This window comes from Pseudarthrobacter sp. 10T415 (assembly GCF_056394175.1).
Genome location: NZ_JBFTHJ010000019.1, coordinates 47740 through 74574 on the forward strand (window position 1 = coordinate 47740; position 26835 = coordinate 74574).

The following is a 26835-nucleotide window of genomic DNA, read 5'->3' on the forward strand; positions in this document are numbered from 1 at the left end:
GCGGCCATGGCCATGCGATTGGAAGTACCGCCCGAGGCGGTCACCCCAGACGGTCCGGAGCGGACCGGAAAACCAAGGAAGAAGCCCGGCGGCTGGAAACTTGCCATCAAACGGGACTGGCGTCTGTACACGCTGGTGCTGCTGCCGCTGGCCTACTTTGCCGTGTTCCGCTACCTGCCAATGGCCGGCAACGTGATTGCCTTCCGGCAGTTCCAACCGGGCGGAAGCATTTTCGGCGAGAAATGGGTCGGACTGAAGTACGTCACCCTTTTCATCAACGATCCCAGCTTCTGGCAGGCTTTCCAGAACACCATCATCCTGGGCGTGCTGACCCTCCTGTTCTGCTTCCCAATGCCCATCATCTTCGCGCTGATGCTGAACGAGCTGCGATCCCAGAAGTTCAAGAAGTTCGTCCAGACCGTGGCCTACCTGCCGCACTTCATGTCTGTGGTGATCATCGCCGGCATGATCCTGCAGAACTTCTCGATGACCGGCACAGTGAACCAGATCGCCAACACGGTGTTCGGCACCTCGGTCAACTTCACTCAGGACGCCGGGTGGTTCCGGCCGATGTACATCAGCTCCGAGGTGTGGCAGACCATGGGGTGGGGCGCCATCCTCTACCTGGCCGCGCTCACCCGCGTGGACGAGACACTGTACGAGGCCGCGCGGATCGACGGCGCCAACCGCTGGCAGCAGACCTGGCACATCACGCTGCCGGCCATCCGGCCAACCATCATCACGCTGCTGATCCTGAACATCGGCACGTTCATGGCCGTGGGTTTCGAAAAGATCCTGCTGATCTACAACCCGTTGAACTATGAAACCTCGGACGTCATCTCCACTTACCTGTACCGGGTTGGCCTGGAGTCGTCCAACTTCAGCTACGCCGCCGCCATCGGCATGTTCGAATCCGTCATCGGCCTCACGCTGATCCTCTCCGCGAACGCCCTCTCTAAACGGCTCGCAGGAACGAGCCTGTGGTGACCGGGGCAAGGACGAAAGGGACTCTGATGCAGAAAGCCGCTACGAAGGCCCGGCCCGCCAAGGAATCCGGGGTCCTGGTCAAAGACATGAGGATCTCATCAGCCATGCGCGTGTTCCGGGCCGCCAACCTGGTGTTCCTGCTGTTGGTGGTGTTCTTCACCCTCTACCCGTTCCTGAACATCATCGCCCAAAGCTTCTCCAGCGAAGGGTTCATCAACGCCGGCCAGGTTAACCTCGTACCCCGGGGCTTCAACACCGAGACCTACAAACTGATCCTTGCGGACTCCACGTTCTGGCGGAACTACGGCAACACCGTCCTCTACACCGTTGTCGCCACCGCCATCTCCATGGTGCTCACCACCAGCTTCGCCTACGCCATAGCCAAAAAAGACCTGAAAGGCCGCGGCCTGTTCATCGGCATCGCGGTGTTCACTATGTTCTTCAACGGCGGGCTGATCCCGAACTACGTGCTCATTACATCGCTGGGCATGCGGGACACCCTGTGGGCTGTAGTGCTGCCCAACGCGATCAGCGTCTTCAACCTGCTCATCATGAAGTCGTTCTTCGAAAACATGCCGCGGGAACTGGAGGAAGCAGCCGCCATCGATGGCCTCACGCAATATGGCGTCCTGTTCAAAGTGGTCCTGCCCCTGAGCAAGGCCATCGTGGCCACCATGGTGCTGTTCTATGCGGTGGCCAACTGGAACTCGTGGTTCCAGGCCTTCCTCTACCTGGACAACCCGGACCTCTTCCCGGTGACCATCTACCTCCGGAACATGATCGCCGGCGTCACCACGGCAAGCTCCGCCGGCGGCACCGCCGAAAACGTGGGCCAGATCGCCGCGAACATACAGTCGGTCACCATCGTCCTCACCGTCATACCCATCCTTTGTGTCTACCCGTTTGTCCAGAAGTACTTCTTCACGGGCGTCATGCTCGGCTCCGTCAAGGAATAAACCGTTATGAAAGGAAAGCCCATGATCCGCAGACGAGACTTCCTCGGCCTCTCCGCGCTCGCAGCCTTCGGCCTGGTGGTGGCCGGATGCGACGCCGAATCGGAGAGCAAGGTAGACACTACGAAGGCCCGCAACGGTGCGATGGACAGCTTCGGGGTGGGGGATACGTTCAAGGCGACGGCGCCGCTGACCTTCACCTTCCTCTTCAGCGACCAGCCCACGTACCCCTACAAGAAGGACTGGCTGCTGTTCACCAAGATGGCCAGCGACAACAACGTCACGCTCCAACCCACCATCGTGCCCAGCAGCGACTACGAACAAAAGCGAAGCCTGCTCATCAGTTCCGGAAGTGCCCCGGAGATCATCGCCAAGACCTATCCCGGGCAGGAGAGCGCCTACGTGTCTTCCGGGGCCGTCCTGCCTGTCAGCGACTACGTGGACCTCATGCCCCACTACCAGGACAAGGTGAAGAAGTGGAAGCTGGAGGCCGAAATTGAGGGCCTGACCCAGGAAGACGGCAAGTACTACGTGCTGCCGGGCCTCCACGAAGAGCTCTGGCCCGACTACACGCTGGCGTTCCGCACGGACGTGCTGGAAAAGGAAGGCATTGCCGAGCCCAAGACCTGGGATGAATTCCGCGAAGTACTGCGCAAACTCAAAAAGTCCCACCCCGACGTCGTGCCCTTCTCAGACCGGTTCAACGGCAACAGCGTGCTGAACATCGCCGGCAACGCCTTCAACACGGTGGCAGGCTGGGGGCTCGTGGACGGCCTGAACTTCGACGAGGACAAGAAGGAGTTCACCTTCGGCGCCGCCACCAGCCAGTTCAAGGACCTGTTGACGTACTTCAACTCCCTGGTGTCCGAGGGGCTGATGGACCCCGAGAGCTTCACCCAGACCGACGACTCGGCGATCCAGAAGTTCACCGCGGGCAAGTCATTCGTGATCAGCGCCAATTCCCAGAACATCATCACCTACCGGACGTCCATGGAGCAGTCCCTGGGCAAGGGCAACTTCACCGTCCGGAAAATCACTGTCCCCGGCGGTCCGGCAGGCGACGTCATCGGCGGGTCCCGGCTGGAGAACGGCATCATGCTGAACTCGTCGGTCAAGGACAAAGACAGTTTCGTGGCCCTGATGCAGTACATCGACTGGCTGTTCTACAGCGATGCCGGCCAGGAGTTTTCCAAGTGGGGCGTGCAGGGAACCACCTACACGAAGGAAGGAAGCAAGCGCGTCCTGGCCAAGGACATCAACTTCCAGGGACTGAACCCTTCCGGTACCAAGGACCTCCGGGTGGACTACGGGTTCTCCGGCGGCAATTTCGCCTACGGCGGCACTACGGACCTCCTGCAGTCCACCTTCAACGACGAGGAACTGGCCTTCCAGGAGGCCATGAAGAGCAAGAAGGCCAAGGCTGTCCCGCCGCCTGTCCCCTTCAGCGACACCGACCGGGAGCAGGCCACCCTGGTGCTCACCCCGTTGAAGGACCACGTCAAGCAGAACACCCTGAAGTTCATCACCGGGCAGCGGAGCCTCGCCGAGTTCGATGCCTACGTCAAGGAACTGGACGCCAAGGGAATGGGCAAATACGTAGAGTTGGCCAACAAGGCTTACAAGGCCTACGCGGACAAGAAGTAGGACGGACGACGGCGGCGCGCGGCTTCCGGCGGTAATCGAAAGGCAGCGCGTGGTTGCGAAAAAGACGGAGTACGGTGCCGGCCCCCTGTTCAGGGTGGCCGGCGCCGTTGCCGGTGTGATGATGGGGTCTGGCCTGCTGGTCCTGGCCAATGCTTTGTTGCTGCCGGCACTGGCGGCCCAGCCCGTGGCCGGTGCAGCAGCAGGCTGGCTGGTCCTCGCAGCACTGGTTCCTTTGGGGCCAGCGCTGGTGGCGTGCGCCTATGCATTCAACCGGTTGCTGGCCGGGCAGGACACCGGCGTGTTCCGGGACTTCCTGCAGAGCTACCGGCTGAACTTTGTGCAGGCCATCATCGTCTGGCTGCCCTACCTGCTCGCCCTGGCAGTGATCACCACCAACCTGGCGGGAATGCCTGCCGGGCTGGGGACTGACAATCCTGCGGGACCCGCATTCCGGCTGGCGCTGCTGGTGATGGCGCTCCTGGTGGCCACAGCATCAACGAATGCGCTGCTGCTGCTGGCCCGGTTCTCCTTCCGCACGCAGGACCTGTACCGGCTGTCCCTGTACAGCTTCGGGGCCCAGAAGCGGGTGGTCCTGGGCAACGCAGGCATCCTGTTCGTTTCCGCCGCACTGTTGCTGATGACCACTGCGTTGCTACTGCCGGTCATGGCCGGAACCGCGCTGTTCCTGGTTTGCCTGAACTCCCGCCCGTTGCTGCGCCTGGTGGAGGACAAATTCACTGCCGCGTCTCCCGAAGAACCCGGTACGCCGTAACTGTTAATCGCAGTCCGTCCTCAGGACACCGGGCGCCGGGTGCGGCACCCCCTACTGCGGCGTGACCGTGACGGGTGTCAGCATTTCCCGGTCAAAGCCTGCCTCGCGGCGCTCGCCGTGCAGTATTACTTCGTGGGTGTGGACATCGTGCGTGCTGGAAGTAGCCACGTGCAGCTTCACCAGGCCGGGTGTGACAACGCGCTGCAGGTCCATGCCAGTGAACGACGTCCGGTCGGCGTGCACAGTGAATTCCACCCGGGCGGAGGCACCGGCTGCGAGTTCCACCCGCGCGTAGCCGATCAGTTCCCGGACCGGACGGACCACCTCACCCACCGGGTCTTCCAGGTACAGCTGCACCACCTCGGCGCCGTCCACGTCCCCGTTGTTGGTCACGACGCAGCCGATGCTGACTTCACCCGTGGTCGGCATCGTGGGAGTTCCGGCGGCATGGTCCGAGAAGGCGAACGACGTATACGACAGGCCGTGGCCAAACCCGAACAGCGGCGACGGGTCCAGCGCACTGACGCCGGAGGGGCCGGCAAGGCGGCTGCGCAGGTAGGTTCCCGGTTGGCCTCCGGAGCTGCCCGGTACGGATACCGGCAGCTTGCCCGACGGGTTCACCGAACCGGCCAAAACGTCCCAAAGTGCTTCTGCACCCTCCTCGCCCGGGAAGAACCCCTGGACGATGGCGCCGGCGCGGTCCGCGAAGTCGCCCAGTGCGTACGGCCGGCCGCTGAGGACCACGACGACGGCACGCGTCCCGGCGGCCTGTGCAGCCGTGAGTACCCGGTCCAACATGCGGTGCTGGTCGCCTGGGAGCTGAAGGTCTGCGGCATCGTTGCCTTCGCCGGAGGTGCCACGGCCAAAGAGGCCGGCGTTGTCACCCACGGCAATGACGCAGGTATCCACCGAAGCGGCAATGCGGCAGGCTTCGGCAATCTGGTCTTCAGCGATGGCCTCGCAGGTCCCGGTGGCAGCGGAACGGACATCACCGAAGCGCTCGCTGGCGGCTCCGGCCACAGTGGGCACCCGGATACCCATGGGCACCTCAGGATGGGATGCGCCCACGTGGGCGTCAAACGAGTAGCAGCCCAGCATCGCGAACGGGTCTTCCGCCAGCGGACCCACCACACCGAGGGATGCCAAGGCAGCGGAAGGCAGTGGCAGGCAGGGGCTATTGCCGTGTGTCTTGTTCGTGAGCAGCACCAGCGACTGTGCCGCGATCTCACGGGCCAGCGCCCGGTTACCTGCCGGGTCCAGATCGATGGATCCGGCTTCAAGTGCCGGGGGAGCAGGGCGGAAGCCTTTCGCGAGGAGCCCGGCCTCCTGCTTCTGCAGCAGGACCCTGCGGAGGGCGGTGTCCACCAACGATTCGGGAACCTCGCCGGAGCGGACACGTTCGAGCAGCGGCCTGCCGTAGCAGTTCACTGTGGGCAGTTCCACGTCCACTCCGGCAGCCAGGGCCAGCGCGGCTGCCTCGCCGGAATCGGCGGCGATACCGTGAGTGGCGTGGAGGAAGGCGATCCCGAAGTAGTCCGCTACCACCGTGCCGTTGAATCCCCATTCGCCGCGAAGCAGCGCGGTGAGGAGTGCGTGGTTGGCGGCGGCGGGAACGCCGTCGGTATCGGTGTAGGCGTGCATCACAGAGCGGGCTTGACCGTGCTTAATGGCCATCTCGAACGGTGGCAGCATGACGTCCGCAAGCTCACGCGGACCCATGGAAACCGGTGCGTGGTTCCGTCCGGCCCGGGAAGCTGAGTAGCCCACGAAGTGTTTGAGCGTGGCCACGATTCCGGTGCCTTCCAGGCCTGAAACATAGGCGCTGGCCACGGTGCCCACCAGATACGGGTCCTCGCCGATGGTCTCTTCCACCCGGCCCCACCGAAGGTCGCGCACCACGTCAAGCACCGGCGCCAGGCCCTGGTGAATTCCCAGTTCGCGCATCTGCGCACCGATCAGGCCGGCCATGCGGTGGACCAGCGGGGGATTGAAGGTTGCTCCCCAGGCCAGCGGCACGGGAAATGCCGTGGCTTTCCATGCGGCGAGCCCGGCCAGGCACTCCTCGTGTACCTGCGCAGGAATCCCGAACCGGGAGGCGGCCATGATCTGTTCCTGGGCCGCGGCCAGCCGGCGCGCGCCCTCGAGCGGTTCCAGCGGGACTGTGCCGTACATGCGGGTGATCTGTCCCAACCCGGAGGAAATGATGTCCTCCCAAGTCCTCGCGTCGCCAGCCATCTGGCTCTGCAGCGGGGCAACGGAGTCGCCGTCCGTGGAAGCATTCACCCACACGCCCACCAACTGGGCCAACTTCTCCTCGAGCGTCATGTCGCGGACCAATTCCTCGATGGAGAAGTCTTCGCCGGGGTCACGCGGCTCAATGCCGGAGGTGCTGGTGGGGATGGCTTGCTTCTCGGCGGCACCGCTGGTCACGGGCTTCTCCTAGGATCGTGAACTGGTCATTTAGAAAGTATCAGGAATTTCCCGTTAGTTTCTAGAGCCAAAGCCTTGACTGGTTAAAGGAAATATTCCTACGGTTGAAGCGTTGTCCCGCAAAGTTGCTGCGCTAAGCCGCTGGAAACTTCCATAAGAGCAGCGAAAGTTTCCAGTCCTGATTGGCTTCTCTGTCAAGGCCCGGCACGGTGGGCAACCCAGGACACCAGGCACCACGCAGACCCTGCAGCGACGGAGAGAATATGCGGACATACAGAGTGGCCATTGTGGGAACCGGCGGAATTGCCGCGGTGCACGCGGAAAATCTGGCCAGAACCGGAAGCCGGGCCGAACTTGTGGCGGCCTGTGACGTGGACCAGGACCGCCTCAGTGCCTTTGCGCAGCAACACGGCATTCCCGGCACCTACCTCACGCTCGCCGGGTTGCTGGCGGACGCCAAACCGGACATCGTCCATCTCTGTACCCCGCCCGTGTTCCACATACGGCAGGCGCTTGAATGCCTGCAGGCGGGCGTCCACGTTCTGTCCGAGAAGCCCCCGGCCCTCAGTTTGGCTGACTTCGACCGGCTGGAAACGGCACAGGCGAAGGGCGGGGCTGAGTTCTCCTGCGTCTTCCAGCACCGCTTCGGTGATGCCGCGGCCGCTGCCCGCCAATTGGTTGGGGGTAACAAGTTCGGCCGTCCGCTCGTGGCCCGGTGCGACACCCTCTGGTACCGTCCGGACAGCTACTGGGACCTTCCCTGGCGCGGCACGTGGGACGCTGAAGGTGGCGGGCCCACCATGGGTCACGGCATCCACCAGTTCGATCTCCTCCTGCACCTGCTCGGCGACTGGGAAGAAGTCACCGCCATTGCCGGCCGCCAGGCCCGGGCCACGTCCACGGAGGACGTTTCCGCAGCGCTGGTCCGCTTCCGGAACGGCGCTGTTGCCACCATCGTCAATTCGCTTCTCTCGCCCCGGGAAACCTCTGACATCCGGATCGACTGCGAGTTTGCCACCGTGGAACTCAGCCACCTCTACGGCTACAGCACGGACAACTGGACCATTACCGGGGCCCCCGGGCATGAAGACCAGGTGGCCTCCGCCTGGCACAGCCAGTCCCTGGAGCGCGGCAGCGGACACTCCGCTCAGTTCCTAGCCATATATGACGCGCTCGACGACGGGCGGCCGCTCCCAGCCGGGGCCGGCTCGGCGCGGCGAACGCTGGAGCTCGCTGCCGCGATCTACGCCTCGGCATTCACCGGCGGGGCTGTCCGTCGCGGCCAGATTGTTGAGGGGCACCCGTTTTACGGCGGCATGGACGGAGAAGGGCTGGGCACCAGCGTCCTCGAAGCCCTCGCACTCCAAACGTCCGCCGCGGGCAGCATCCGCACCTGACATCCACCCCACCCAAGGAGCCACCAGCATGACCACTCCCGCAACTACTTCCGTCGGCCAGTTGCAGTACCAGGACAACGGCGCCGCCCTCACCTTCAGCGTGAATGGCCGGGCCATTGCCACCTACACGTACCGGCCCACCGATGACCAGTACGAAAGTCCGCGTCCCTTCTTCCATCCGCTCACCACCCTGGGCGGCGACGAGGTGACCATCGCCAGGCCGTGGGACCACGTCTGGCATAAAGGCCTCTCGTGGGCGCTGCCCAACGTTGGCCCGCACAACTTCTGGGGCGGCGCCACCTACACGCGCGCCACGGAGTACGCCAACCTTGGAAACAACGGCGCCATGACGCACCAGGCGTTCACCGCCATCAGTGACACCGGAGAGGGGTTCAGTGCATCGGAAGCCCTCACCTGGACGTCCCAGGCGGGCCAGCCGGTTATCGAGGAGTGCCGCCGCTTCAGCATCCAGCTGCTGGCCGGCTCCGGCCGGACCGCCGCGGATCTGGAGGGCGCCTATGCCATCCTCTTCGAAACAACCATGGGCAACATCTCAGGCGAAGAGATCCTGATCGGCAGCCCCACCACGGAGGGCCGCCACAACGCCGGCTACGGCGGGCTGTTCTGGCGGGGACCCCGCTCGTTCACCGGTGGCGAGTTCCGCAACCCGGAGGGCACGGGTACCGATGAATTCATGGGCACCCGCTCGCCATGGATCGCTTTCACGGGCAAGCACGATGTCAGCTGCCGTTCCTCCACCATCATGTTTGTGGAGGGCACAGGAAATCCCGGCGCCCCCGGCAAGTGGTTTGCCCGATCCTCCATGTTCGCGTGTTTGGGGTCCGCCCCCTTCTTCAGCGAAGAAGTGCCGTTGGGGGAGGGTGCACAGCTGACGTACCGCTACGCGGTCGTGATCGCAGACGGCGGTGTGGACCAGGCCCGCGCCGACGCCCTGGGCGATGCTGCCCAGGCAGCGCTCACCAGCTGGGTGTAAGGGTGGGCTCCAGCTTTCCCGGGGCTACCGGACTGTCAGAGATCAGCATCTACGACTGGCCCGGTGCGGATGGCGCCGCCGGGGGCTCACCGCACCTCCACACGGCCTCCACCGAGGCCTACGTGGTGCTGGAGGGCACCGGCCGGCTTGAGACGCTGGACTCGAACGGCTTCACATCGACGCCGCTGGTTCCGGGCACGGTGCTGTGGTTTACGCCCGGCACAGTTCACCGGGCCATCAATGATTCTGGTGACCTCAAGGTCCTGGTGGTGATGCAGAATGCCGGCCTTCCGGAGCGCGGCGACGCCGTCATGACCTTCCCGCCGGAGCATCTGGTGGACCCCTCGGTGTACCGCCGGGCGGCCGTCCTGGACAATGGCGATGCGGACGCCGGACTCGCCGTTGCGGAGAACGCTGCGCGCCGCCGTCGTGATCTCGCGTTGGAAGGATACCTTGAGCTCAAGGAGGCCGTCCTGAGAAGCGGACCTGGCGCCTTGGTGGATTTCCATGCCGCAGCTGCCCGGCTCGCCGGGTCAATGGCCGGGACATGGGGGCGGGTGCTGGCCAGCGGAGCAGTTCAGCAGGCCGAAACCACCCGTCAGCAACTACGGTCTCTGGATACGGCCGAAAGTTTCTATCTGGGTGATGCCCGCACTACCATGGGAAAACGGGAAAACCACAGGGTCTATGGCATGTGTGGCCGGATCCAGGCGTGGGAACTTTCCGATAACTGACACCGGCCTAATCCCCGGGTGAAAGGTGGGCTTCTGTGGTGAGCAAGCAGGACACCGGGCGTGCAACAATCAGCGAAATTGCCCGGGAGGCCGGGGTCTCCGTTCCCACCGTGTCCAAGGTGCTGAACGGGCACGCCCACGTGGCTGCCGAAACCCGAGCCCGGGTGGAAGAGATCATCGCTCGGCGTGACTACGCCCGCCGGCCCGCCAAACGCCGCCAGAAGGCCGGGCTGGTGGACCTGGTCTTCCCCGGCTTGGGGTCCGAGTGGGCGCTGGAAATCATCGAAGGCGTGGAGCGGGTGGCACAGGACGCCGGGTACGGCACTGTGGTGAGCAGCCTCAGCATGGACGGTTCCCGCATACGGCCGTGGCTGGCAAACCTGGCGGAGCGGAAATCCGACGGGCTGCTGATGGCCGTGTACCAACTGGATGCCAAGCAGATCCAGCGCATCAAGTCCCTGGGAATTCCGGTGGTGCTGATCGATCCCGTCGGCCAGCCGGGCCCGGACTTGATGACCGTGGGTGCGGCCAACTGGGACGGCGCGTTTTCGGCCACCGACCACCTGCTGAAACTCGGGCACCGGAGGATCGCCATGATTGGCGGACGCGAGGACCTGCAATGCAGCAGCGCTCGCGAGGATGGCTACATTTCCGCGTTGCGCCGCGGGGGCATAGCAGTGGATCCTGCGCTGATGGTCCCGGGGGACTTTTCCATCGAGTCCGGCGAGGCAGCTACCCGCAAACTCCTGGAACTGCCGGACAGGCCGACGGCGATCTTCACCGGAAACGACGACCAGGCCATGGGCGCTTACCGGGCTGCGCGTGCTGCCGGGCTGCGGATCCCGGAGGACCTGTCCATCATCGGGTTCGACGACATTCCGGCGGCGGAGTGGATTGAGCCGGGCCTGACCACAGTCCGCCAACCGGTGGTGCAGATGGCCGAGACCGCCATGCGCGCTTTGCTGCGGCACCTGGACGGCGACGAGGAGTTGCCGCAACGCATCGAGCTGGGTACGGAGCTCGTGGTCCGCGGATCAACGGCGGCGCCCGCGAAGCGCTGACCCCGGCTCCGGCACTGGCTAGGCTGGGGCCATGGACTATGTGCTTCGCCAGGCCACCCCGGATGACGCCGAGAACGTGGTGCTGATGCATACCGCCGCGCACGAGGAAAGCTACGGGCACCTGCTGTCGCCCGGCTTCTTCGCGGAACGGCGGCGGTCCGTCCCGGAACGCGTGGCCCGCCGTCGGCCGTATCTTGACGTTCGGCACCCGCGGATCGTTGCCGAGGACGCCAACGGCGAGATTGTCGGCCTGGCCGATGCCGGGCCTGCGCGCCATGAGGACGCGCCGTTTCCCCTGGAGCTCTACTCCATCTTCGTCCTGGCCAGGGCGCAGGGGACAGGGTTGGGAACAGCGTTGCTGGCCGCCGCCCTCGGCGACGCTCCGGCATACCTGTGGGTGCTTGAGGACAACATGAAGGCGCAGGCTTTTTACCGCCGCCAGGGATTTACGTTCGACGGCGGACGCGGCCACCTTCCGCCCGAGTGGGAGGGCGTGCCGGAGCTTCGGATGGTCCGGGACCGGCGAGTGGATTCCTAGCCCGCAGGCTCTGTCACCAGCAGGTCTCCCACCTCGCAGTCCAGCGCGGTGCAGACTGCGGAGAGGGTGGAAAACCTGATGGCCTTGGCGCGGTCATTCTTCAGGACCGAGAGATTCACCAGGCTGACGCCCACCCGTTTGCTGAGCTCGGTCAGCGTCATGCCGCGCTGCTCCAGCAATTCATCAAGCCTGCAGTGAATGCCTGTGGTTTCCTCCGCGGGCATCAGACCAGGCCCTCGGTGTCTTCCTGCAGCCGGCCGCCGAACTGGAAGACGCCCGCGATGAGGATCAGCGCGATTCCGGCCACGACCGGCAGGAGGCTGATGTCGCCTTCGAAGATGACGCTGCCGGGGGCGCTGTCTGAGTTCAGCCCGATAGCATCCGCCAGCCGGGTCCGGGCCAGCTGGTCCAGCACCTGGCCTGCCGTGCCGGCCAGTGCCAGGGCCGCCCCGCAGGCGCCAATGATCCACACCGACCCCCGGGTGAACAGCGTGTCACCCCGCAGCCGGAACGCCAGCAGGAACAGCAGGGCCAGCACGGCAAGGACGCCAACCTGGGTCAGGGCGGCTGCCCACGCCAATTGCCCGGCCTCGGCGCCGGGAAGGGCCGGGATGGTGGCGTCGACGGCGGAAAAGCGCGCCTCGGCGCCAAGGTCCAGGCCAGCCACTTTCTGGGTTGGATCAACGGGCAGCGTCAGCGTGACGGGTCCGGAAAAGATGTCCACGATGCCGATGACGGACATAACGCTTGAGCCGGCGGCGATCACGGCCGATCCGACCATCAACACCAGGGCATCCGTCCGGGACACCACCTCGCGCTTCCTGCTCTCCGACGGACGTCCGGTGCGCTTGGCCAGCTTCATGTTTCCCCCACAAGTTATCGAATGTCGTTAATAACGATATTCGATAACCTAGTGCGGTTGTCGGCCTTCGGTCAAGCGTCCGCGGGCGTTGGCGCCTAGGCTAGGTGCGCGTCCCTGACGGCGGGCGGAGTCGCCCCCTGGAGCACCCAGCGGTTGCCGTCCGGATCTGCGAAGTGCGCAAACAGCACGCCGCCCATGTCCTGGACCTCGCTGATGTCCGCCCCGCGGTCCACCAGCTCGGCGCGAAGGGCGGGGAGGTCCGGCGCGACCAGCTGCAGTCCTTCCAGGCTGCCCGGCGCCATCGCGGTCATTCCTGTGCCGATGACTACTGACGTGGGCGAGCCCGGGGGAGTCAGCTGCACCACCCGCATCCCCGGGAAGTGCTCCACATCGTGGTCCAGCACAAAGCCCAGCTTTTCGGTGTAGAACTCTTTGGCCCGGTCGACGTCGGACACGGGAACCTGGACAACTTCAAGGCGCATTTCCATGCGCGCCACTCTACCTTTGTGGCAGTGCTTTCGCGGGGGAATTTCCGGATGGCGAGGCCCGGTAATTTGCAAATGTTAAGGCTGCCCATTCAAGTGCGACGGACTTTCCTCAAGATCGAATCAAGGCTGGCGCAATGTTGCCCGAGCATTGGCTGACAGGCCGGAATTCGTCCCGCCCTCAGAATAGGCTCAGCGACGACGAGTTTGCCGGGCTTAGCAGCAGGCCGGGCAAGTGCGGGGCCGCAAATTATTTGGGCCCTCACAAATGGGGGAAAATGTCCGAGTATCCGACCCTTCTGGGGTCATTTCCGTCTGCGCCGGCACCGAAGCCGCCGCAGAAACCGCGTGCATCAACATTCATCGTTGGCGCCATTACCGCATTGTTTATGTTGCTTGGCGCTTTAAGTGGCGGCGTTGGCGGTGCGCTGATCTTCCTGGCCATTTCCGTGGCACTGACAGGCCTTTACGTCCTGGTCACCGGTCGGCGCTCTTGGGCCTGGCTGCCTGCACGACGCAAGGCCGGCGCCGTCGCGCTTGGCACGGCATTTGCCCTTATGGTTGCCGGTGGTCTCGCCTTGCCGCGTTCCACCTCCGCGGACCTTGAGGCGGCCGCGGCGGCGGGCACGGCGAAGGAAGCGCCCTCAACGGCGAGCGCCGCACCTTCGGCGGCAGCGTCGCCGTCGTCCGTCCCCACTCCGTCGGCTACGGAGCAGGCCAGCGGCGAGCCCCTCGACCCGGACACGGCTTACGCCTTGGCGTCCGGGGTTACGGCCGCGGCGCCGAACGCCCAGCCGGCTTACGCCACCAAGGCACTCGATCTGCTGGCCATGCTCCCCATCAAGGGCCGCGCGCCGAAAACGGGATACGACCGCGCGCTGTTCGGGCAGGCATGGGCGGACGTGGACCGCAACGGCTGCGATACCCGGAACGACATCCTCAAGCGGGACCTGACCGGCGTCGCCTACGTCAACAGCGTCCCGTGCAAGGTGAAGTCCGGGACGCTGGCCGATCCCTACACGGGCTCGAACATCAACTTTGTCCGCGGCTCCACCACCAGTACCGCCGTCCAGATCGACCACGTGGTGGCGCTCAGCGATGCCTGGCAGAAAGGTGCCCAGCAGCTGAGCACCGAACAGCGCACGGCGTTCGCCAACGATCCACTGAACCTGCAGGCGACGGACGGTCCCACGAATATCAGGAAGAGCGACGGCGACGCGGCCACCTGGCTCCCGCCGAACAAGGGTTTCCGGTGCGAATACGTTGCCCGGCAGATTTCCGTGAAGGCTACCTACTCGCTGTGGGTGACCCAGGCCGAGCATGACGCAATGGCCCGGATCCTGGCGGACTGCACCGGGCAGCTGGCACCTACCGACCAGAAGGCACCTGTTGTGGCTGAAGCTGCGCCGGCTGCGCCAGCACCTGCGGCCGTGCAGCCTGCGCCCGTTGCAGCCGCTCCTGCTGCACCGGCTCCCGCACCCGCCCCGGCCCCGGTGGCCCCGGCTCCGGCGGCTCCTGTTCCTGCCGCACCCGCGCCAGTTGTACCTGCCCCGGCTGCTGCCTACTACCCGAACTGTGCTGCCGCGCGGGCTGCCGGAGCTGCACCGCTGTACGCCGGCCAGGCCGGTTACCGCTCAGCCTTGGACCGCGACTCTGATGGCATCGCCTGCGAATAGTCCCATATCGTTTCCCGGCTTCTGACTTCATCCGCATCACCAACACATTGCATTCCTAGGGGGAATCATGAACAACCTGTACGCCGCTGCCCGCCCGAACGCGGGACAGCTGAAGAAATCGCTGGCCATGGCCGTGCTGGCAGGGCTCCTGCTGACAGGCTGCGGCGGCGGCAAGCAGGCGGCAGTGGAGCCGGCCTCGGCTGCCACTCCTGCCGCGAGCGCAACGGCCGAAGCCGCCCTCGCCGTCCCGGGCGTGGTGGGTATGACTCTGGACAAGGCCAAGAAGCAGCTTGAGGACCTCGGGTTCAAGGTCGAGGCCGTGGACAGCGTCGACGGCAAAAAGATCATGGTGGAGAAGAACTGGCAGGTGCTGACCCAGGACCCGGCCAGCGGCGCCAAGGCGGCAAAGGGTTCCACGGTCCGTCTTGGGGTGAAGTCCCTCGAGAAGATCGCGGAGGAAAAGGCTGCAGCCGAAAAGGCAGCCGCAGATAAGGCTGCTGCCGAAGCTGCCGCGGCCGCGAAGGCTGCTGCTGAGAAAGCCGCCGCCGACCAGGCAGCCCAGGCAGCTGCTGCGCAGGCCGCAGCTGATCAGGCTGCGCGTGACAAGGCGGCTGCGGACCAGGCCGCCGCACAACAGGCTGCGGCGCAGGCTGCCCAGCAGGCGCAGAAAGCACCAGCGCCTGTCGCACCGGCGCCCGCTGCCCCCGCAGCCCCGAACTACGGGGGCGCCATCATCTGTAAGGACGGTTACGTCTGGCCAAGCGCCACCCGCCAAGGTGCCTGCAGCCGGCACGGCGGCATCGCAAAGTAGCCAACCAACTTCCGACCGCGACGGCATCGGCTGCGACAAGTAGCCCTATGTAGCCGCCTCCGTGGCTGGTTGCATCGCCCACGTGCGGGCGGTGCAACCGGCAACGTGCGGAGATTCGCTTTCCGCAGTCACATTCGGTTCCGTGCTGCGAACCGGTGCCGGACGCTGACCGGCGCGCTAGTCTGGCTTCACCACGCGGCATCGCGTGACCTGGGAGCAGCGGGCAGGGTTGTAATGAGCTGACCGGACCCGCCCGCGAGCCGAGGAAGCTGATGCACCAGGACCAGGACACCGCCCGCCCCGAAGCGCTGCGATGGTAGCGCCCGTGGCCCCGCCGCAGCCGCGTCGGAAGAAAGTTCGCCACCCCCGCCTCTCAGTGGGGGAGCGGGTCCACTTTGCCGAAGGGACCACCACCGGCACGGGCACCGTGGACGCAGTCACCTCCGATTACGCGATCGTCTGGGTGTGGACGGACGAGGGCCAGGGGCGCCGGATGTTCCTGCAGGGCTACGGCAGCATCGTTTCCCCCGAGGCGAAAGTCACGGACACGTACGACGCCGGCGCCTGAGCAGGTGCCGGCGGCACCGGCGCCTCAGCGCTCGGGCGTGTCCTTCTCCGGAAAGAAGCGCTGGGCTCCGGCGGCTGCGTCCCGCAACGCCCCGCCGTCGAGCATCACGGATGTTTCCGCCAGATCGAACTGGGTCCACTGCGCCACCAGCCGGAGGTCGCCCACCGGAGGCAACGGCCACAACCACAGCGTGCCTGAACCGGAAAGTTCGTCGTCACCACCGCTGCCTCCTCCGCCGTAGAGTGCGAGGACAGGCGGCTCCGGTTCCACGGCGGGTTCCATGAACCCCGGAATGGGCTGGTGCGCGGTACTCGCCTTCGAGCCGTCCGCTAATTCCACTCCGAACATAAGGTTGTTCTGTTGGCCGCCGTGGCGGTGGCCCATCCCGGATTGGAAGAAGGCGTGGTGCAGGTCTGACCAGGCGTCCTCATCCTGCCCGCCGCGGCGGAAGAGCCAGCCCACGTTGAACAGGCACCCCGTGGAATAGACGTCGGCGCTTTTGAGTGTCAGCGCCACAGTTGGCGTCAAGTACAGGAACCGTCCCAGATTTACGGCCACCGGCAGTTCGTGGGCCGGTGCGCCAGCCCACGGCGGCGGAATGTAGCGCGTTGCCCTCGGCTGGGCCGGGCGGGGAGGAACGGGAAAGTCCTGGAAGAAAGTCACTGTGCTCCTGGGGTTCCGCTGGCTGCGACTGACCAGCGGAACAGCGGCACGCCACTGTGGATCCCCCAATCCGTCCTGATCCGGCCAGTCTAGCTCCGCGGACCGGCCTTGATGTGCGGCGCATCACACGGAATGATGGCGCGCATGGCTACCTTCACCGGATCCGATGACCTGAGCGGTGCCGAATTCTCCGACGTCAGCCTCCGCGGGGCGCGGTTCGTCCGGAGCAGCCTGTCCGGCGTCCTGATGCGCGGCGTGGAGATTGACGGCGCGGACATCGACTCACCCTGGCTGCTGGAAGACGACGGGTCCCTGTATGTGAACGGCGTGGACGTGGCTCCGCTGATCGATGCCGAGCTCAACCGGCGCTTCCCGGGCAGGGAGCTTCGGCACGCCGCAGATCCTGCCGGCCTCCGCGACGCCTGGGACCGGCTGCAGGAGACGTGGGATGCCACCATCCAGCGGGCGGCCCGGATGCCGCCCGGTACCGAGGACGTATCGGTCGACGGCGAGTGGTCCTTCGCGCAGACGCTGCGGCATCTGGTGATGGCAACGGACAAGTGGCTGCGCGGGCCAGTCCTCGGCATCGACAAGCCGTACCACCCGGCCGGCGAACCGAACGCCGAGTACGAGACGGACGGACTGGACATGTCCGTCTTCCAGAAAACCAAGCCCAGCTACGACAAAGTGCTCGAGATCCGGGCGGGGCGCGTGGCCATGGTGCGGGACTTCATCGCCGGTACCACCGCAGAGGAGCTTCAGGCGACCCACCCGGCACCGGACGAACCACGCTTCACCGTCACCACGCTCGACTGCCTCCACGTCATCCTCCACGAGGAATGGGAACACCACAGATTCGCGGTCCGAGACCTGGACGCGATCGAAGCGAAGGCACTGCACGCGGTGGAACAGCGCGGTTGAACAGCAGGCCTGAGCACTGGAACTCAGCGCACCAGCCTCCGCGCCCCGGTTTACGCCTGGTGCTCTCCTTTGGCTGCGGGCTGGCGCCGGGAGACGAGCACAGGGCCTTTGGCGTGGTGGAGGATGGCATGCGCGGTGGAACCGATGCTGCCTTTGACCACCCCATGCCCTTTGGTCCCGACGACGGTCAGGCGGGCTCCCTCGGCAGCGTGCAGGACGGCGCGGGGTACCGAAGTGTCGGTGAGCAGTTGCTCTTCGACGGTGAGTCCCGGGGCTAGTTCCCGGGCCCTCGCGACGGCGGCGTCGAGGAGTGCCTCCGCTGCGGCACCGGGGTCCACGGGGTCGCGGACCAACCGATAGCCGGCGGGCACCGTCCGGACATGGGTGACAATCAGCCGGGTTCCCGCAGCAGTGGCCGCGGTGCAGGCATCCTCGAGTGCAGCCGGCGAACCCGAGTCATCAACGGCCACCAGCACGGGGCCGTCAGGGGCACCGCCTTCCCGGATCACGGCGACGGGGCACGGCGCCGTCGCTGCCAGTTCCAGGCTTACGGAGCCGACCAGCAGCCCCATGAATCCTCCCAGCCCGCGGCTTCCCACCACCAGCAATTCCTGGTCCACCGCGATTTTGGGAAGCTGCACGGCAGGGCTGCCGGACACCAGGCTGGTCCGGACGTCGACGCCGGGGGAGGCCTGCTTCGCGTGCCCAACGCCCTCTTCGAGTGCGATTTCCGCAGCCCGCTGCAAACCGCTGTCCGCGATGCCGGGGACCGGGCCAAGGTTCTTCGTCAGCAATGGCCAGAGCGTGCAGTGCACCAGGTGCAGCTGGACGTTGCGCAGTGACGCCTGTTGCGCCGCCCAGCGCACCGCCCTTGCCGCCGGTTCCGATCCGTCATAGCCCACCACGATGGCTTTGGATTCCACAATGCCCCCATTCCCAGGTGCCGGCCGCCACATCGTCGTGGAGTGCCGGGGTCGTTTTCCTTATGCCGATCCTAGGGCAGGCCGAGCCGGGGCACAGTGCCAATGTCCCCTAGAGCAGACCGCACCTCCGGAGACAGGATCTACAGGGACCGGACCAGCGACCGTCCCACGGTCAGGCCGGTGAAGAGGCAGCCGCCCAGGAACGTCCCCTCCAACGCGTTGTAGCCGTGGGCGCCGCCGCCGCCGAACCCGGCCGCTTCCCCTGCGGCATAGAGGCCCGGAACAGGGGAGCCGTCCTGCCCGAGGGCCTGGCCGGCGAGGTTGGTCTGGATTCCGCCGAGGCTTTTGCGGGTGACCACGTGCAGGCGGACAGCGATGAGTGGGCCCGCGGCAGGATCGAGGATCCGGTGCGGCTTGACGGTGCGGAAGAGCCGGTCGCCCAGGAAGCGGCGGCTGTTGCGGATGCCCGCTACCTGCGTGTCCTTGGAGTAGGGGTTCCGCACTTCGGCGTCGCGTTCTTCGATTTGCCGCCGGAGGCGCCCATGGTCCAGCAACGCCTCGGCAGTGAGCCCGTTCATGCCACGGACCAGGTCCGCCAGGTTGCGAGCAACCACAAAATCGGCGCCGTGCTCCTTGAAGGCCTCGATGGGGCCCGGGGCGCCTTTGCCCAGGCGGCTGCGCAGCAGGAGTTTGACGTCACGGCCCGTGAGGTCGGGGTTCTGTTCCGACCCGGAGAGGGCGAACTCCTTTTCGATGATCCGCTGGTTGAGGATGAACCAGGAATGGCTGTGCTGCTGGATGTCCGGGGTGGTCCGCAACAAACGGAGGGTGCCAAGCGTGTCGTAGCCGGGGAGGCCCGGCGCGGGCAGTCGGCGGCCCAACGCATCGAACCAGAGCGACGACGGCCCGGGCAGGATCCGGATGGCATGGTCCGGCCAGATGGGGTTCCAGTTCTGGATGCCCTCGGTGTAGTGCCACATGCGGTCGCGGTTGACCAGCCGCACCCCGGACCCGTCGGCGATGTCCAGCATGCGCCCGTCCACGTGTGCCGGCACTCCGGTCACCATTTTCTCCGGCGGCGTTCCCAGCCGTTCCGGCCACCAGCGCCGCACCAGGCTGTGGTTGCCGCCAATGCCGCCGCTGGCGATCACCACCGCTTGGGCCCGAAGTTCGAATTCGCCCACAACGTCCCTCTTGGACGAAACGCCCCGCGGCGAAGAATCAGGTGCCAGGACCGAGCCGCGCACCCCGGTGACCGCGCCGCCGTCGTACGTTAAACCGTCCACCCGGTGACGGAAATGGAACCGGACGCTCCCCGCAGACGCCGCCGCCCGCGCCTTGTCCGCGAACGGTTCGGAGACGCCTGTACCGGTGCCCCACGGGACGTGGAAGCGGGGCACCGAGTTGCCGTGCCCGCCCGCCCGGCCGTCTCCGCGCTCGGCCCAGCCCACCAGCGGCGTGAACCGGATGCCCTGCTGGTGCAGCCAGGAACGCTTCTCGCCCGCGGCGAACTCGACGTAGGCGCGGCCCCACGGCTGCGCCCACTCGTCCTCGGCGAGCGGCCCGGCCAGCCGGTCCCACTGCGCCGAGCCCTGCCAGTCCTGCCAGGCCAGGTCGAAGGAGTCCCGGACGCCCAGGCGGCGCTGCATGGGGGTGTCCACCAGGAATAGGCCGCCGAGTGACCAGAAAGCCTGGCCGCCCAGGTTCGCCGCGTTCTCCTGGTCCACCATCGCCACCCGCTTGCCGGCCCGCACCAGCTCGTTGGCCGCCACCAGCCCTGCCAGCCCGCCGCCGATGATGATGACGTCAGCGTCCATCCGAATATCCGCCCTGGTTGAGGTAAGTGAGAGTCCAGCATCAACCTACAGCAGCGGCGGGATAGGGTCATGGACATGTTTGAACTGGTCTCCCCGAATGTTTCCTTCTACCGCTCCTTCCTGGAGTCGCACCGCGAATGGGCCGGAGCCCACCAGGACGGCGCCGGGCTGTTCGCGGGGGATGACGTCAGCAGCCAGGAGGGGTTTGAGGCCTGGGTGAACAAGCTGGCGACTGCCGAACAGGCGGACGGGACGGGCGGCATTGTTCCGTGCACCTATTGGTGGATCACCAAGGGTTCCCGGTACGTGGGGTCCATCGCTTTCCGCCACTACCTCACACCGGCGCTCCTGAACTCGGGCGGGCACATCGGTTACGGCGTCCGGCCGGCGGACCGCGGCCAGGGTGCTGCCTCCTGGGCGCTGCGCAAAATCTGCACCCGGCTGGCTGAATGGGGCGAACCGGACCGCGTCCTGCTGACCTGCGACGACGGCAACGCTGCCTCGGCCCGGACCATCGAGCGGTGCGGGGGCGAACTGGAGGACGTCCGGCCGGATGACGACGGCGGGCACTTCCGGCGGTACTGGATCGACTTGGCCCGCGGAGCCTAGGAAGCCGGCGCGCTCCCAGCTAGTGCCAGGCCGTGGGAGGGCCGCTCACCGTGAATCTCCCACCACTCACCGCAGGAATCCTACGTTTACTGATCATTTGGCGCAGGATTGCCGGAGGCGTGTTGAGGTGCCCAAAGGTCCGACGGTAGGGCCATGAGCCTCTGGACTGCCGGACACTGACGTCTATCGAGCAGGGGAATCAGCCATGGGCTTCCTGGACCGTGAAAGAACCATCGCGCCGGCGGGTTTCAACCGCTGGCTGGTACCGCCGGCGGCGCTCGCCGTCCACCTCTGCATCGGCCAGGCGTACGCCACCAGCGTGTACAAGACGGCGCTGGTCAAGCATTTCGGCGCCAGCCTCACCGAGATCGGCCTGATCTTCTCCATCGCCATCGTGATGCTGGGCCTGTCCGCCGCGATCATGGGTACGTGGGTGGACCGGAACGGCCCGCGGAAGGCGATGTTCACCTCGTCCATGTTCTGGGTGGGCGGCTTCCTCATCGGCTCGCTGGGCATCTTCACGCACCAGCTGTGGCTCGTCTACCTGGGGTACGGCGTGGTGGGCGGCATCGGGTTGGGCATCGGCTACATCTCGCCGGTGTCCACGCTGATCAAGTGGTTCCCGGACAGGCCCGGCCTGGCCACCGGCATGGCCATCATGGGCTTCGGCGGCGGCGCCCTCATCGCCAGCCCGGTGTCCACCGCGTTGCTCAAGGCGTACGATCCCAACTCCGGCGCGCAGGGCTCGGTGGCCAGCGGCGATGCCGTGGGCAAGCTCTTCCTGACCCTCGCCGTCGTCTATCTCGTGTACATGCTGTTCGGCGCCTTCACCATCAAGGTCCCCGCGGACGGCTGGCGGCCCGCCGGGTTCGACCCCGCCAAGGTCAAGGCCGCCAAGCTGGTCACCACCGAGAATGTCTCCGCCAAGAACGCCGTGAAAACCCCGCAGTTCTGGCTGGTGTGGGTGGCCCTGTTCTGCAACGTCACGGCCGGCATCGGAATCCTTGAGCAGGCAGCGCCCATGATTCAGGACTTCTTCAGGGGGCCCGACGGCGCGTCCCTGGTCAGTGCCGCCGTCGCCGCAGGCTTCGTGGGGCTGCTGTCCATCGGAAACATGACCGGCCGGTTCGCCTGGAGTGCCACCTCGGACATCACCGGCCGCAAGCGCATCTACATGCTGTACCTGGGCGTCGGGGCCGTGCTGTACACGGTGCTGGCGCTGGCCGGATCCAGCACCACCATCCTGTATGTGGCGCTGGCGTTCCTCATCATCTCGTTCTACGGCGGCGGTTTCGCCACCGTCCCCGCCTACCTGCGCGACCTCTTCGGCACCTTCCAGGTGGGCGCCATCCACGGCCGGCTGCTGACCGCCTGGTCCGCTGCCGGCGTCGCGGGCCCGTTGATCGTCAACGCGTTCCTCGACGCCCAGGGCAAGCCGGGCCAGCTGACCGCGGCGTCCTACCAGCCCGCGCTGCTCACCATGGTGGCGCTGCTGGTGGTCGGATTTGTGGCGAACCTGCTGGTCAAACCCGTCAGCGCCCGATTCCACGAACCCCGCCCGGACCGGGGCCGCCCGCACCAACCCGCCATGGAGGCCTGAGATGAGCAACGTCCCCAACAACAATCCCTCGGCGCCGGACACCAACGCCGTCAACACCGCCACCGGGAAGCTCGCCTTGGGCTGGGCCCTGGTGGGTGTGCCGCTGGCCTACGGCGTCTACGAAACCCTCACGCGGGTTGCGGCCCTGTTCGGCTGAGCCTTCCGCGCCCGACGGCGGCCCGCGCCTTTGTCAGGCACAGCCTGCTTTTAGGGCACCAACGACGGCGGGGCCTTGGGTTTCCGGGGTTTGGTCGCCGCCGCCGGGCTGAAAGCGTGCTGTGCGTGACGCGGGATCAAGCGCTTACGACGCCGGCTCCGCAACAGGAGCCGCCGCCGCATCCTGCCGGGTCACCGCATTCCAACCCACCACGGCCACGAAGAGTGTGATCAGGGCGGTCATCAGTACTCCGAGGCCGATGTGGATCTGCAGCAGCACGGTGCCAAGCGCGGCCCCGGCCATAATGAGCCCCACCGCTGCGAGCCGGCGGCCCCAGAACGGATGGGTGCCGGCGCCCAGGCGCGAATCGGCGGCCAGCCCTGTGATGGTGGAGGTCACCACCACGGTGGAGACATCCTTGACGTTGAGGTGGCGGGCGGTGGCGGCCTGGACGCCCATCGCGACGGCCAGGGCACCGGTGATCGCCACGGTCAGGGGCTCGTTGTTGCGCGGTGTCACACCGCTGAGCAGGGCTATGGCCACGGCGGCCATCACGGCGCCCACGCCCGCCAGCAGCCCGGTGGTGCGGTGCGTCCAGCCGGACTTGATGATGCGCAGGGTCCGCCCGGACACCAGGGCGCCGGACATGAATCCTGCCAGCGCCACGATCGGACCCAGGACCGGCAGGTTGTCGCCGCCCATCAGCGCCATGCCCAGGATCACCACGTTGCCGGTCATATTCGCAGTGAAGACGCGGTCCAGGCCCAAATAGCCCACGGCATCGATCACCCCCGTGGAGAACGTCAGCATCAGCATGAGCACCAGGTGCAGCCGGGACGGGTCGGCGGGGAAGAAGCGTGCGGGCATGCGGTCGCCTTTCGCGGGTCCGGAAACGGGGGAGGTTTCCAGTATGCGCCCGTGTCACGCAGAGCACGCTTTTAGATGACGCACGACGGCGGAGCCTTGGTATTTCCTGTGTCGGCCGCCGGCGGGAGGGCCAAAAGTATGCCGTGCGTGACGCCGGGCCCGGACGAAGGTGCGCGGAAGCGAAGACGGGCTCAGGCAGCCCGCTCCGCCAGCCGCCGTCGTAATGTCACCGAGGTCAGCCAGGTGACGAGGCTGCAGGCCGCGGCACCCCAGAGGATGTCCGTTACGGCCACCAATGCCGTGAAGTCCTTGAGGACGGCGAGTCCGGTGAGGGCCCAGGTGGCGTAGGTGAAGAACCCGAACAGCGCCGCCCCGGTGACCCGCTGCCGGATGGTCGCTTCAGGGCTGTTGGGCCGGACCCCGAAGTGGACCATCCCGGCCACGAAGATGACGTAGAACAGGACGGCAGCCACGAAATTGGTTTTGGCCGCGAGGATGCCCCCGATGGCCGACTGGTACAGCGGATTCGCCACTCCCAGGATCCACACCACGTCCAGCACCGCGAAGATGAGGGCTGCGACGATGTAGGCGGTCAGCCAGTTTTTGGTGCGGTGGCTCATGCTGGACTCCTATGGTGGGGGAAGGCTGCACTGGCAGTTCGGTGCCGCTGCGGTGTGCGGACGGGTCCACCCATACAACTCCCTTCCGGCTCCGAAGACTAAGTGGGCGGGCAGACCGCGCCGCGCAGCAGCGTGCGGCAGGCCAGGGGAAAGGACTTTGTGGCAATGAAGGACAAGAGCCGTAAGGCGCTCATCAGTGTTGGGCTCGCGGTGGTGGCCGCAGTGCTGATCGCGTGGGCAGGCAGCCAGGGCGGGTCCGCCATCGGTGGTTTCCCCGTGTTCGCGCTGGGTGTGGCGGCCGCGATGCTGATCCAGTGGCTGGTGTTCATCCCGTCCTTCGCAAAGCAGACCGAGAAGTTCTACGACCTCACCGGCGCACTGACCTACATCTCCATCACGGTGTTCCTGGTGCTGGCCAGCCCGGGAATCGACGCCCGCGGCATGCTGCTGGCGGCGATGGTGGTGCTCTGGGCCCTCCGGTTGGGCGGGTTCCTTTTCCTGCGTGTCATGAAGCATGGCAAGGACGACCGCTTCGACGAACTGAAGCCCGATTTCGCCCGCTACCTCAACACATGGACCCTGCAGGGCCTGTGGGTGGTGCTGACCGCGGCTTTGGCCTGGGTGGCCATCACCTCGGACAAGAAGGTGGGCCTGGACGGATTCTTCTGGGTTGGCCTGGCCGTGTGGATCCTGGGCATCACCGTGGAAATCATCGCCGACGTGCAGAAGACCCGGTTCAAGAACAACCCCGCCAACCAGGGCCGCTTTATCTCCACGGGCCTCTGGTCAAGGAGCCGGCACCCCAACTACTTCGGCGAAATCACGCTGTGGGTGGGCGTCGCCATCATCGCCCTGCCCGTGCTCCAGGGCTGGCAGTGGGCAGCTCTCGTCTCGCCCGTGTTCGTCACCCTGCTGCTCACCAAGGGCAGCGGCGTCCCGCCCCTTGAAGAGAAGGCGGACAGGAAGTGGGGCGGCCAGCCGGACTACGAGGAGTACAAGAAGAGCACCCCCGTGCTGGTGCCCAAACTGACGTAGGCGGTTCCGCCGCAGGGGAGCGGACGACGGCGGCGCTTGAGCGGGTGCCGCCGCGCATGAGTTAGAATTGACGCATCAAGGGGAGTACTCCCGTCTGTGATAGGCCCGTCAATACGGATGCAGCGAAGCATCCCGGGCCATCGGCTCCGGCTCAGCCGGGCGGAGGAGACCTTGGCGTATCTGTCAGCGCCAACCAGCTTGGAGTACCCAAATGCAGGTAACACCACTGATCTGGATCATCACCCTTGCTGTGACCGTCCTGTTCTTCGTTTACGAATTCTTCGCGCATGTGCGCAAACCCCATGAACCGTCCATCGGTGAATCGGCGCGCTGGTCCGCGTTCTACATCGGACTGGCGCTGCTGTTCGGCGTGGGTATCGGCATGGTCTCCGGCTGGAACTTCGGCGGTGAATACTTCGCCGGCTACCTCACCGAGAAGGCCCTCTCGATCGACAACCTGTTCGTCTTCCTCATCGTGATGAGCGGGTTCGCTGTCCCCAAGAAGTACCAGCAGAAGGTGCTGATGATCGGCATCGTCATTGCGCTGATCCTGCGCGGTGGCTTCATCGCTATCGGCGCAGGCCTCATCGAGAACTTCTCCTGGATCTTCTACATCTTCGGCGCGCTGCTGCTGTTCCTGGCCTACAAGCAGGCGTTTGGCAGCCACGAGTCCAACCCGGCCGACGGCAAGTTCATGCAGCTGGTGCGCCGCGTCCTGCCCGTCACGGACGAGTACCACGGGGACAAGCTCACCGTGAAGAAGGGCGGCACCCGCTTCTTCACCCCCATGATGCTGACCATCATTGCCATCGGTTTCGTGGACCTGATCTTCGCCGTTGACTCCATCCCCGCCATTTACGGGCTGACCAACGAGGCGTACATCGTCTTCACCGCCAACGCCTTCGCCCTGATGGGCCTGCGCCAGCTGTTCTTCCTGATCGGCGGGCTGCTGGAACGCCTGGTGTATCTGGCCCAGGGCCTGGCGGTCATCCTCGCGTTCATTGGTGTGAAGCTGGTCTTCCACGCACTGCATGTCAACGAGCTGTCCTTCATCAACGGTGGCCAGCCGCTCCTGTGGGTCCCCGAGATTCCCATCTGGTTCTCGCTGGTGTTCATCGGCGCCACCATTGCTGTGGCCACGGTGGCCAGCCTGATGAAGACCCGCGGCGATGGCGACAAGAACGACCGTCACACCGTGGAGGGTGGCCTGGTGGCCACTGCCTCCAACGATCAGCAGGAGACGGATCAGCAGTCCGACGACGACCTGAGTTCCAGCGCCCGGGCACCCAAGTAAACGGTGTGACCCACCGCATACAGGCTGGTTTCGTCCGTTGGGGCTGCTTGTAGGTGGTGACGGCCCCCGAAATCCGCGCGGTTGTGCGGGTTTTGGGGGCCTTCCCTGTGGTTGGAGGGCTGGTTTGCGGTGGCGCTGGTGGGCGTGTATTGTTTTCTAAGTCGCCGCGGGGGAGACAGTGAAGAACTGATCACCGGGCGGCCAAAAACCCCAAATCAACGCCAGATTCTGGTTGCTCTTCTAGGGCGCTGGAAATTGGTTGGGGCGGTCATTGTGCGCTTTGTTTCGCTGGAAAGCGGATTTGCGAAGTGGTGGGTGATCGGGTAAGTTTGGAAAGTTGCTCCGGAGCGATCCTGAACCTTGAGGGTTTGGGTGGTGCCGGGTGTGTCTGTTGTTTGAGAACTCAATAGTGTGCCA

28 protein-coding genes are annotated in these 26835 nt (G+C 65.7%); 18 read left to right on the forward strand and 10 right to left on the reverse strand.

The window, feature by feature from the left end; all coding sequences use genetic code 11:
* Nucleotides 1–6 precede the first annotated feature (6 nt).
* The 4 genes from AC1DBN_RS18550 to AC1DBN_RS18565 are packed head-to-tail and all read left to right on the forward strand — an operon-like array spanning nucleotide 7 to nucleotide 4356.
* The gene (locus tag AC1DBN_RS18550; RefSeq protein ID WP_477723859.1) at nucleotides 7–987 is read left to right on the forward strand and encodes an ABC transporter permease; all 981 of its coding nucleotides are present in this window, start codon (nucleotides 7–9) and stop codon (nucleotides 985–987) included.
* A 26-nt stretch (nucleotides 988–1013) separates the two neighbouring features.
* Nucleotides 1014–1943 (forward strand): carbohydrate ABC transporter permease, encoded by a 930-nt coding sequence (locus tag AC1DBN_RS18555; RefSeq protein ID WP_314216177.1) that lies wholly within the window; start codon nucleotides 1014–1016, stop codon nucleotides 1941–1943.
* 6 nt (nucleotides 1944–1949) lie between these two features.
* The gene (locus AC1DBN_RS18560; RefSeq protein WP_477723860.1) at nucleotides 1950–3584 is read left to right on the forward strand and encodes an ABC transporter substrate-binding protein; all 1635 of its coding nucleotides are present in this window, start codon (nucleotides 1950–1952) and stop codon (nucleotides 3582–3584) included.
* A 49-nt stretch (nucleotides 3585–3633) separates the two neighbouring features.
* Complete coding sequence (locus AC1DBN_RS18565; protein ID WP_477723861.1) at nucleotides 3634–4356, forward strand: DUF624 domain-containing protein; 723 nt, start codon at nucleotides 3634–3636, stop codon at nucleotides 4354–4356.
* Nucleotides 4357–4407: 51 nt separating this feature from the next.
* Here the strand turns inward: AC1DBN_RS18565 and AC1DBN_RS18570 are convergent, their stop codons facing one another.
* On the reverse strand, nucleotides 4408–6786 hold the full coding sequence (locus AC1DBN_RS18570) for a glycoside hydrolase family 3 N-terminal domain-containing protein (RefSeq protein WP_477723862.1): 2379 nt from the start codon (nucleotides 6784–6786) through the stop codon (nucleotides 4408–4410).
* Nucleotides 6787–7049: 263 nt separating this feature from the next.
* On the opposite strand from AC1DBN_RS18570, the gene AC1DBN_RS18575 reads away from it, so the two are divergent.
* The 5 genes from AC1DBN_RS18575 to AC1DBN_RS18595 are packed head-to-tail and all read left to right on the forward strand — an operon-like array spanning nucleotide 7050 to nucleotide 11510.
* On the forward strand, nucleotides 7050–8183 hold the full coding sequence (locus AC1DBN_RS18575; RefSeq protein WP_477723863.1) for a Gfo/Idh/MocA family protein: 1134 nt from the start codon (nucleotides 7050–7052) through the stop codon (nucleotides 8181–8183).
* Between the two features lie 28 nt (nucleotides 8184–8211).
* The gene (locus AC1DBN_RS18580; RefSeq protein ID WP_314216167.1) at nucleotides 8212–9177 is read left to right on the forward strand and encodes a DUF6807 domain-containing protein; all 966 of its coding nucleotides are present in this window, start codon (nucleotides 8212–8214) and stop codon (nucleotides 9175–9177) included.
* A gap of 2 nt (nucleotides 9178–9179) precedes the next feature.
* Nucleotides 9180–9911: a cupin domain-containing protein gene (locus AC1DBN_RS18585; RefSeq protein WP_314216165.1), complete on the forward strand. Its 732-nt coding sequence runs from the start codon at nucleotides 9180–9182 to the stop codon at nucleotides 9909–9911.
* A gap of 35 nt (nucleotides 9912–9946) precedes the next feature.
* Nucleotides 9947–10972, forward strand: a complete 1026-nt coding sequence (locus tag AC1DBN_RS18590) for a LacI family DNA-binding transcriptional regulator (protein WP_314216164.1) — start codon at nucleotides 9947–9949, stop codon at nucleotides 10970–10972.
* 31 nt (nucleotides 10973–11003) lie between these two features.
* On the forward strand, nucleotides 11004–11510 hold the full coding sequence (locus AC1DBN_RS18595; protein ID WP_477723864.1) for an N-acetyltransferase family protein: 507 nt from the start codon (nucleotides 11004–11006) through the stop codon (nucleotides 11508–11510).
* Here the strand turns inward: AC1DBN_RS18595 and AC1DBN_RS18600 are convergent.
* The 3 genes from AC1DBN_RS18600 to AC1DBN_RS18610 all read right to left on the reverse strand — a co-directional run bounded on the left by AC1DBN_RS18600 (nucleotide 11507) and on the right by AC1DBN_RS18610 (nucleotide 12860).
* Complete coding sequence (locus AC1DBN_RS18600) at nucleotides 11507–11734, reverse strand: helix-turn-helix domain-containing protein (protein WP_477723865.1); 228 nt, start codon at nucleotides 11732–11734, stop codon at nucleotides 11507–11509. The two genes, AC1DBN_RS18595 and AC1DBN_RS18600, sit on opposite strands and share 4 nt — an antisense overlap.
* Entirely contained in the window at nucleotides 11734–12372 is a 639-nt protein-coding gene (locus AC1DBN_RS18605) for a hypothetical protein (RefSeq protein ID WP_477723866.1), read from the reverse strand. The genes AC1DBN_RS18600 and AC1DBN_RS18605 overlap by 1 nt, the downstream gene beginning before the upstream one ends.
* A 95-nt stretch (nucleotides 12373–12467) precedes the next feature.
* Nucleotides 12468–12860 (reverse strand): VOC family protein, encoded by a 393-nt coding sequence (locus AC1DBN_RS18610; RefSeq protein WP_477723867.1) that lies wholly within the window; start codon nucleotides 12858–12860, stop codon nucleotides 12468–12470.
* Between the two features lie 386 nt (nucleotides 12861–13246).
* On the opposite strand from AC1DBN_RS18610, the gene AC1DBN_RS18615 reads away from it, so the two are divergent.
* The 3 genes from AC1DBN_RS18615 to AC1DBN_RS18625 all read left to right on the forward strand — a co-directional run bounded on the left by AC1DBN_RS18615 (nucleotide 13247) and on the right by AC1DBN_RS18625 (nucleotide 15912).
* Complete coding sequence (locus tag AC1DBN_RS18615; protein WP_314216160.1) at nucleotides 13247–14533, forward strand: GmrSD restriction endonuclease domain-containing protein; 1287 nt, start codon at nucleotides 13247–13249, stop codon at nucleotides 14531–14533.
* 67 nt (nucleotides 14534–14600) lie between these two features.
* Nucleotides 14601–15344, forward strand: a complete 744-nt coding sequence (locus AC1DBN_RS18620; RefSeq protein WP_477723868.1) for a PASTA domain-containing protein — start codon at nucleotides 14601–14603, stop codon at nucleotides 15342–15344.
* A gap of 325 nt (nucleotides 15345–15669) precedes the next feature.
* The gene (locus AC1DBN_RS18625) at nucleotides 15670–15912 is read left to right on the forward strand and encodes a hypothetical protein (RefSeq protein WP_477723869.1); all 243 of its coding nucleotides are present in this window, start codon (nucleotides 15670–15672) and stop codon (nucleotides 15910–15912) included.
* Between the two features lie 24 nt (nucleotides 15913–15936).
* Here the strand turns inward: AC1DBN_RS18625 and AC1DBN_RS18630 are convergent, their stop codons facing one another.
* Nucleotides 15937–16575: a hypothetical protein gene (locus AC1DBN_RS18630; protein ID WP_477723870.1), complete on the reverse strand. Its 639-nt coding sequence runs from the start codon at nucleotides 16573–16575 to the stop codon at nucleotides 15937–15939.
* A 144-nt stretch (nucleotides 16576–16719) separates the two neighbouring features.
* On the opposite strand from AC1DBN_RS18630, the gene AC1DBN_RS18635 reads away from it, so the two are divergent.
* Nucleotides 16720–17496 carry a DinB family protein gene (locus tag AC1DBN_RS18635; protein WP_477723871.1) on the forward strand — a complete coding sequence of 259 codons (777 nt, stop codon included), beginning with the start codon at nucleotides 16720–16722 and terminating at the stop codon, nucleotides 17494–17496.
* A 50-nt stretch (nucleotides 17497–17546) separates the two neighbouring features.
* On the opposite strand, the gene AC1DBN_RS18640 is transcribed toward AC1DBN_RS18635, so the two are convergent.
* Both AC1DBN_RS18640 and AC1DBN_RS18645 read right to left on the reverse strand, forming a co-directional pair.
* On the reverse strand, nucleotides 17547–18419 hold the full coding sequence (locus tag AC1DBN_RS18640; RefSeq protein WP_477723872.1) for a universal stress protein: 873 nt from the start codon (nucleotides 18417–18419) through the stop codon (nucleotides 17547–17549).
* 140 nt (nucleotides 18420–18559) lie between these two features.
* A complete protein-coding gene (locus tag AC1DBN_RS18645; RefSeq protein WP_477723873.1) occupies nucleotides 18560–20236 on the reverse strand; it encodes an FAD-binding dehydrogenase in 1677 nt (558 codons plus the stop codon).
* A 69-nt stretch (nucleotides 20237–20305) separates the two neighbouring features.
* Between AC1DBN_RS18645 and AC1DBN_RS18650 the strand changes: the two genes are divergently transcribed.
* The 3 genes from AC1DBN_RS18650 to AC1DBN_RS18660 all read left to right on the forward strand — a co-directional run bounded on the left by AC1DBN_RS18650 (nucleotide 20306) and on the right by AC1DBN_RS18660 (nucleotide 22602).
* Nucleotides 20306–20845, forward strand: coding sequence for a GNAT family N-acetyltransferase (locus tag AC1DBN_RS18650; RefSeq protein ID WP_477723874.1), 540 nt, complete (start codon nucleotides 20306–20308; stop codon nucleotides 20843–20845).
* 205 nt (nucleotides 20846–21050) lie between these two features.
* Entirely contained in the window at nucleotides 21051–22445 is a 1395-nt protein-coding gene (locus AC1DBN_RS18655; RefSeq protein ID WP_477723875.1) for an OFA family MFS transporter, read from the forward strand.
* 1 nt (nucleotide 22446) lies between these two features.
* Nucleotides 22447–22602, forward strand: a complete 156-nt coding sequence (locus tag AC1DBN_RS18660; protein WP_477723876.1) for an MFS transporter small subunit — start codon at nucleotides 22447–22449, stop codon at nucleotides 22600–22602.
* A gap of 144 nt (nucleotides 22603–22746) precedes the next feature.
* Here the strand turns inward: AC1DBN_RS18660 and AC1DBN_RS18665 are convergent, their stop codons facing one another.
* Nucleotides 22747–23469, reverse strand: coding sequence for a YoaK family protein (locus AC1DBN_RS18665; RefSeq protein ID WP_477723877.1), 723 nt, complete (start codon nucleotides 23467–23469; stop codon nucleotides 22747–22749).
* A gap of 191 nt (nucleotides 23470–23660) precedes the next feature.
* Complete coding sequence (locus AC1DBN_RS18670) at nucleotides 23661–24089, reverse strand: DUF2177 family protein (RefSeq protein WP_477723878.1); 429 nt, start codon at nucleotides 24087–24089, stop codon at nucleotides 23661–23663.
* Between the two features lie 165 nt (nucleotides 24090–24254).
* On the opposite strand from AC1DBN_RS18670, the gene AC1DBN_RS18675 reads away from it, so the two are divergent.
* Both AC1DBN_RS18675 and AC1DBN_RS18680 read left to right on the forward strand, forming a co-directional pair.
* Nucleotides 24255–25124, forward strand: coding sequence for a DUF1295 domain-containing protein (locus AC1DBN_RS18675; protein WP_477723879.1), 870 nt, complete (start codon nucleotides 24255–24257; stop codon nucleotides 25122–25124).
* A 211-nt stretch (nucleotides 25125–25335) separates the two neighbouring features.
* The gene (locus AC1DBN_RS18680; RefSeq protein WP_477723880.1) at nucleotides 25336–26418 is read left to right on the forward strand and encodes a TerC family protein; all 1083 of its coding nucleotides are present in this window, start codon (nucleotides 25336–25338) and stop codon (nucleotides 26416–26418) included.
* Nucleotides 26419–26633: 215 nt separating this feature from the next.
* On the opposite strand, the gene AC1DBN_RS18685 is transcribed toward AC1DBN_RS18680, so the two are convergent.
* Nucleotides 26634–26835: hypothetical protein (locus AC1DBN_RS18685; protein ID WP_477723881.1), on the reverse strand; the 202-nt coding region annotated here is incomplete at its 5' end.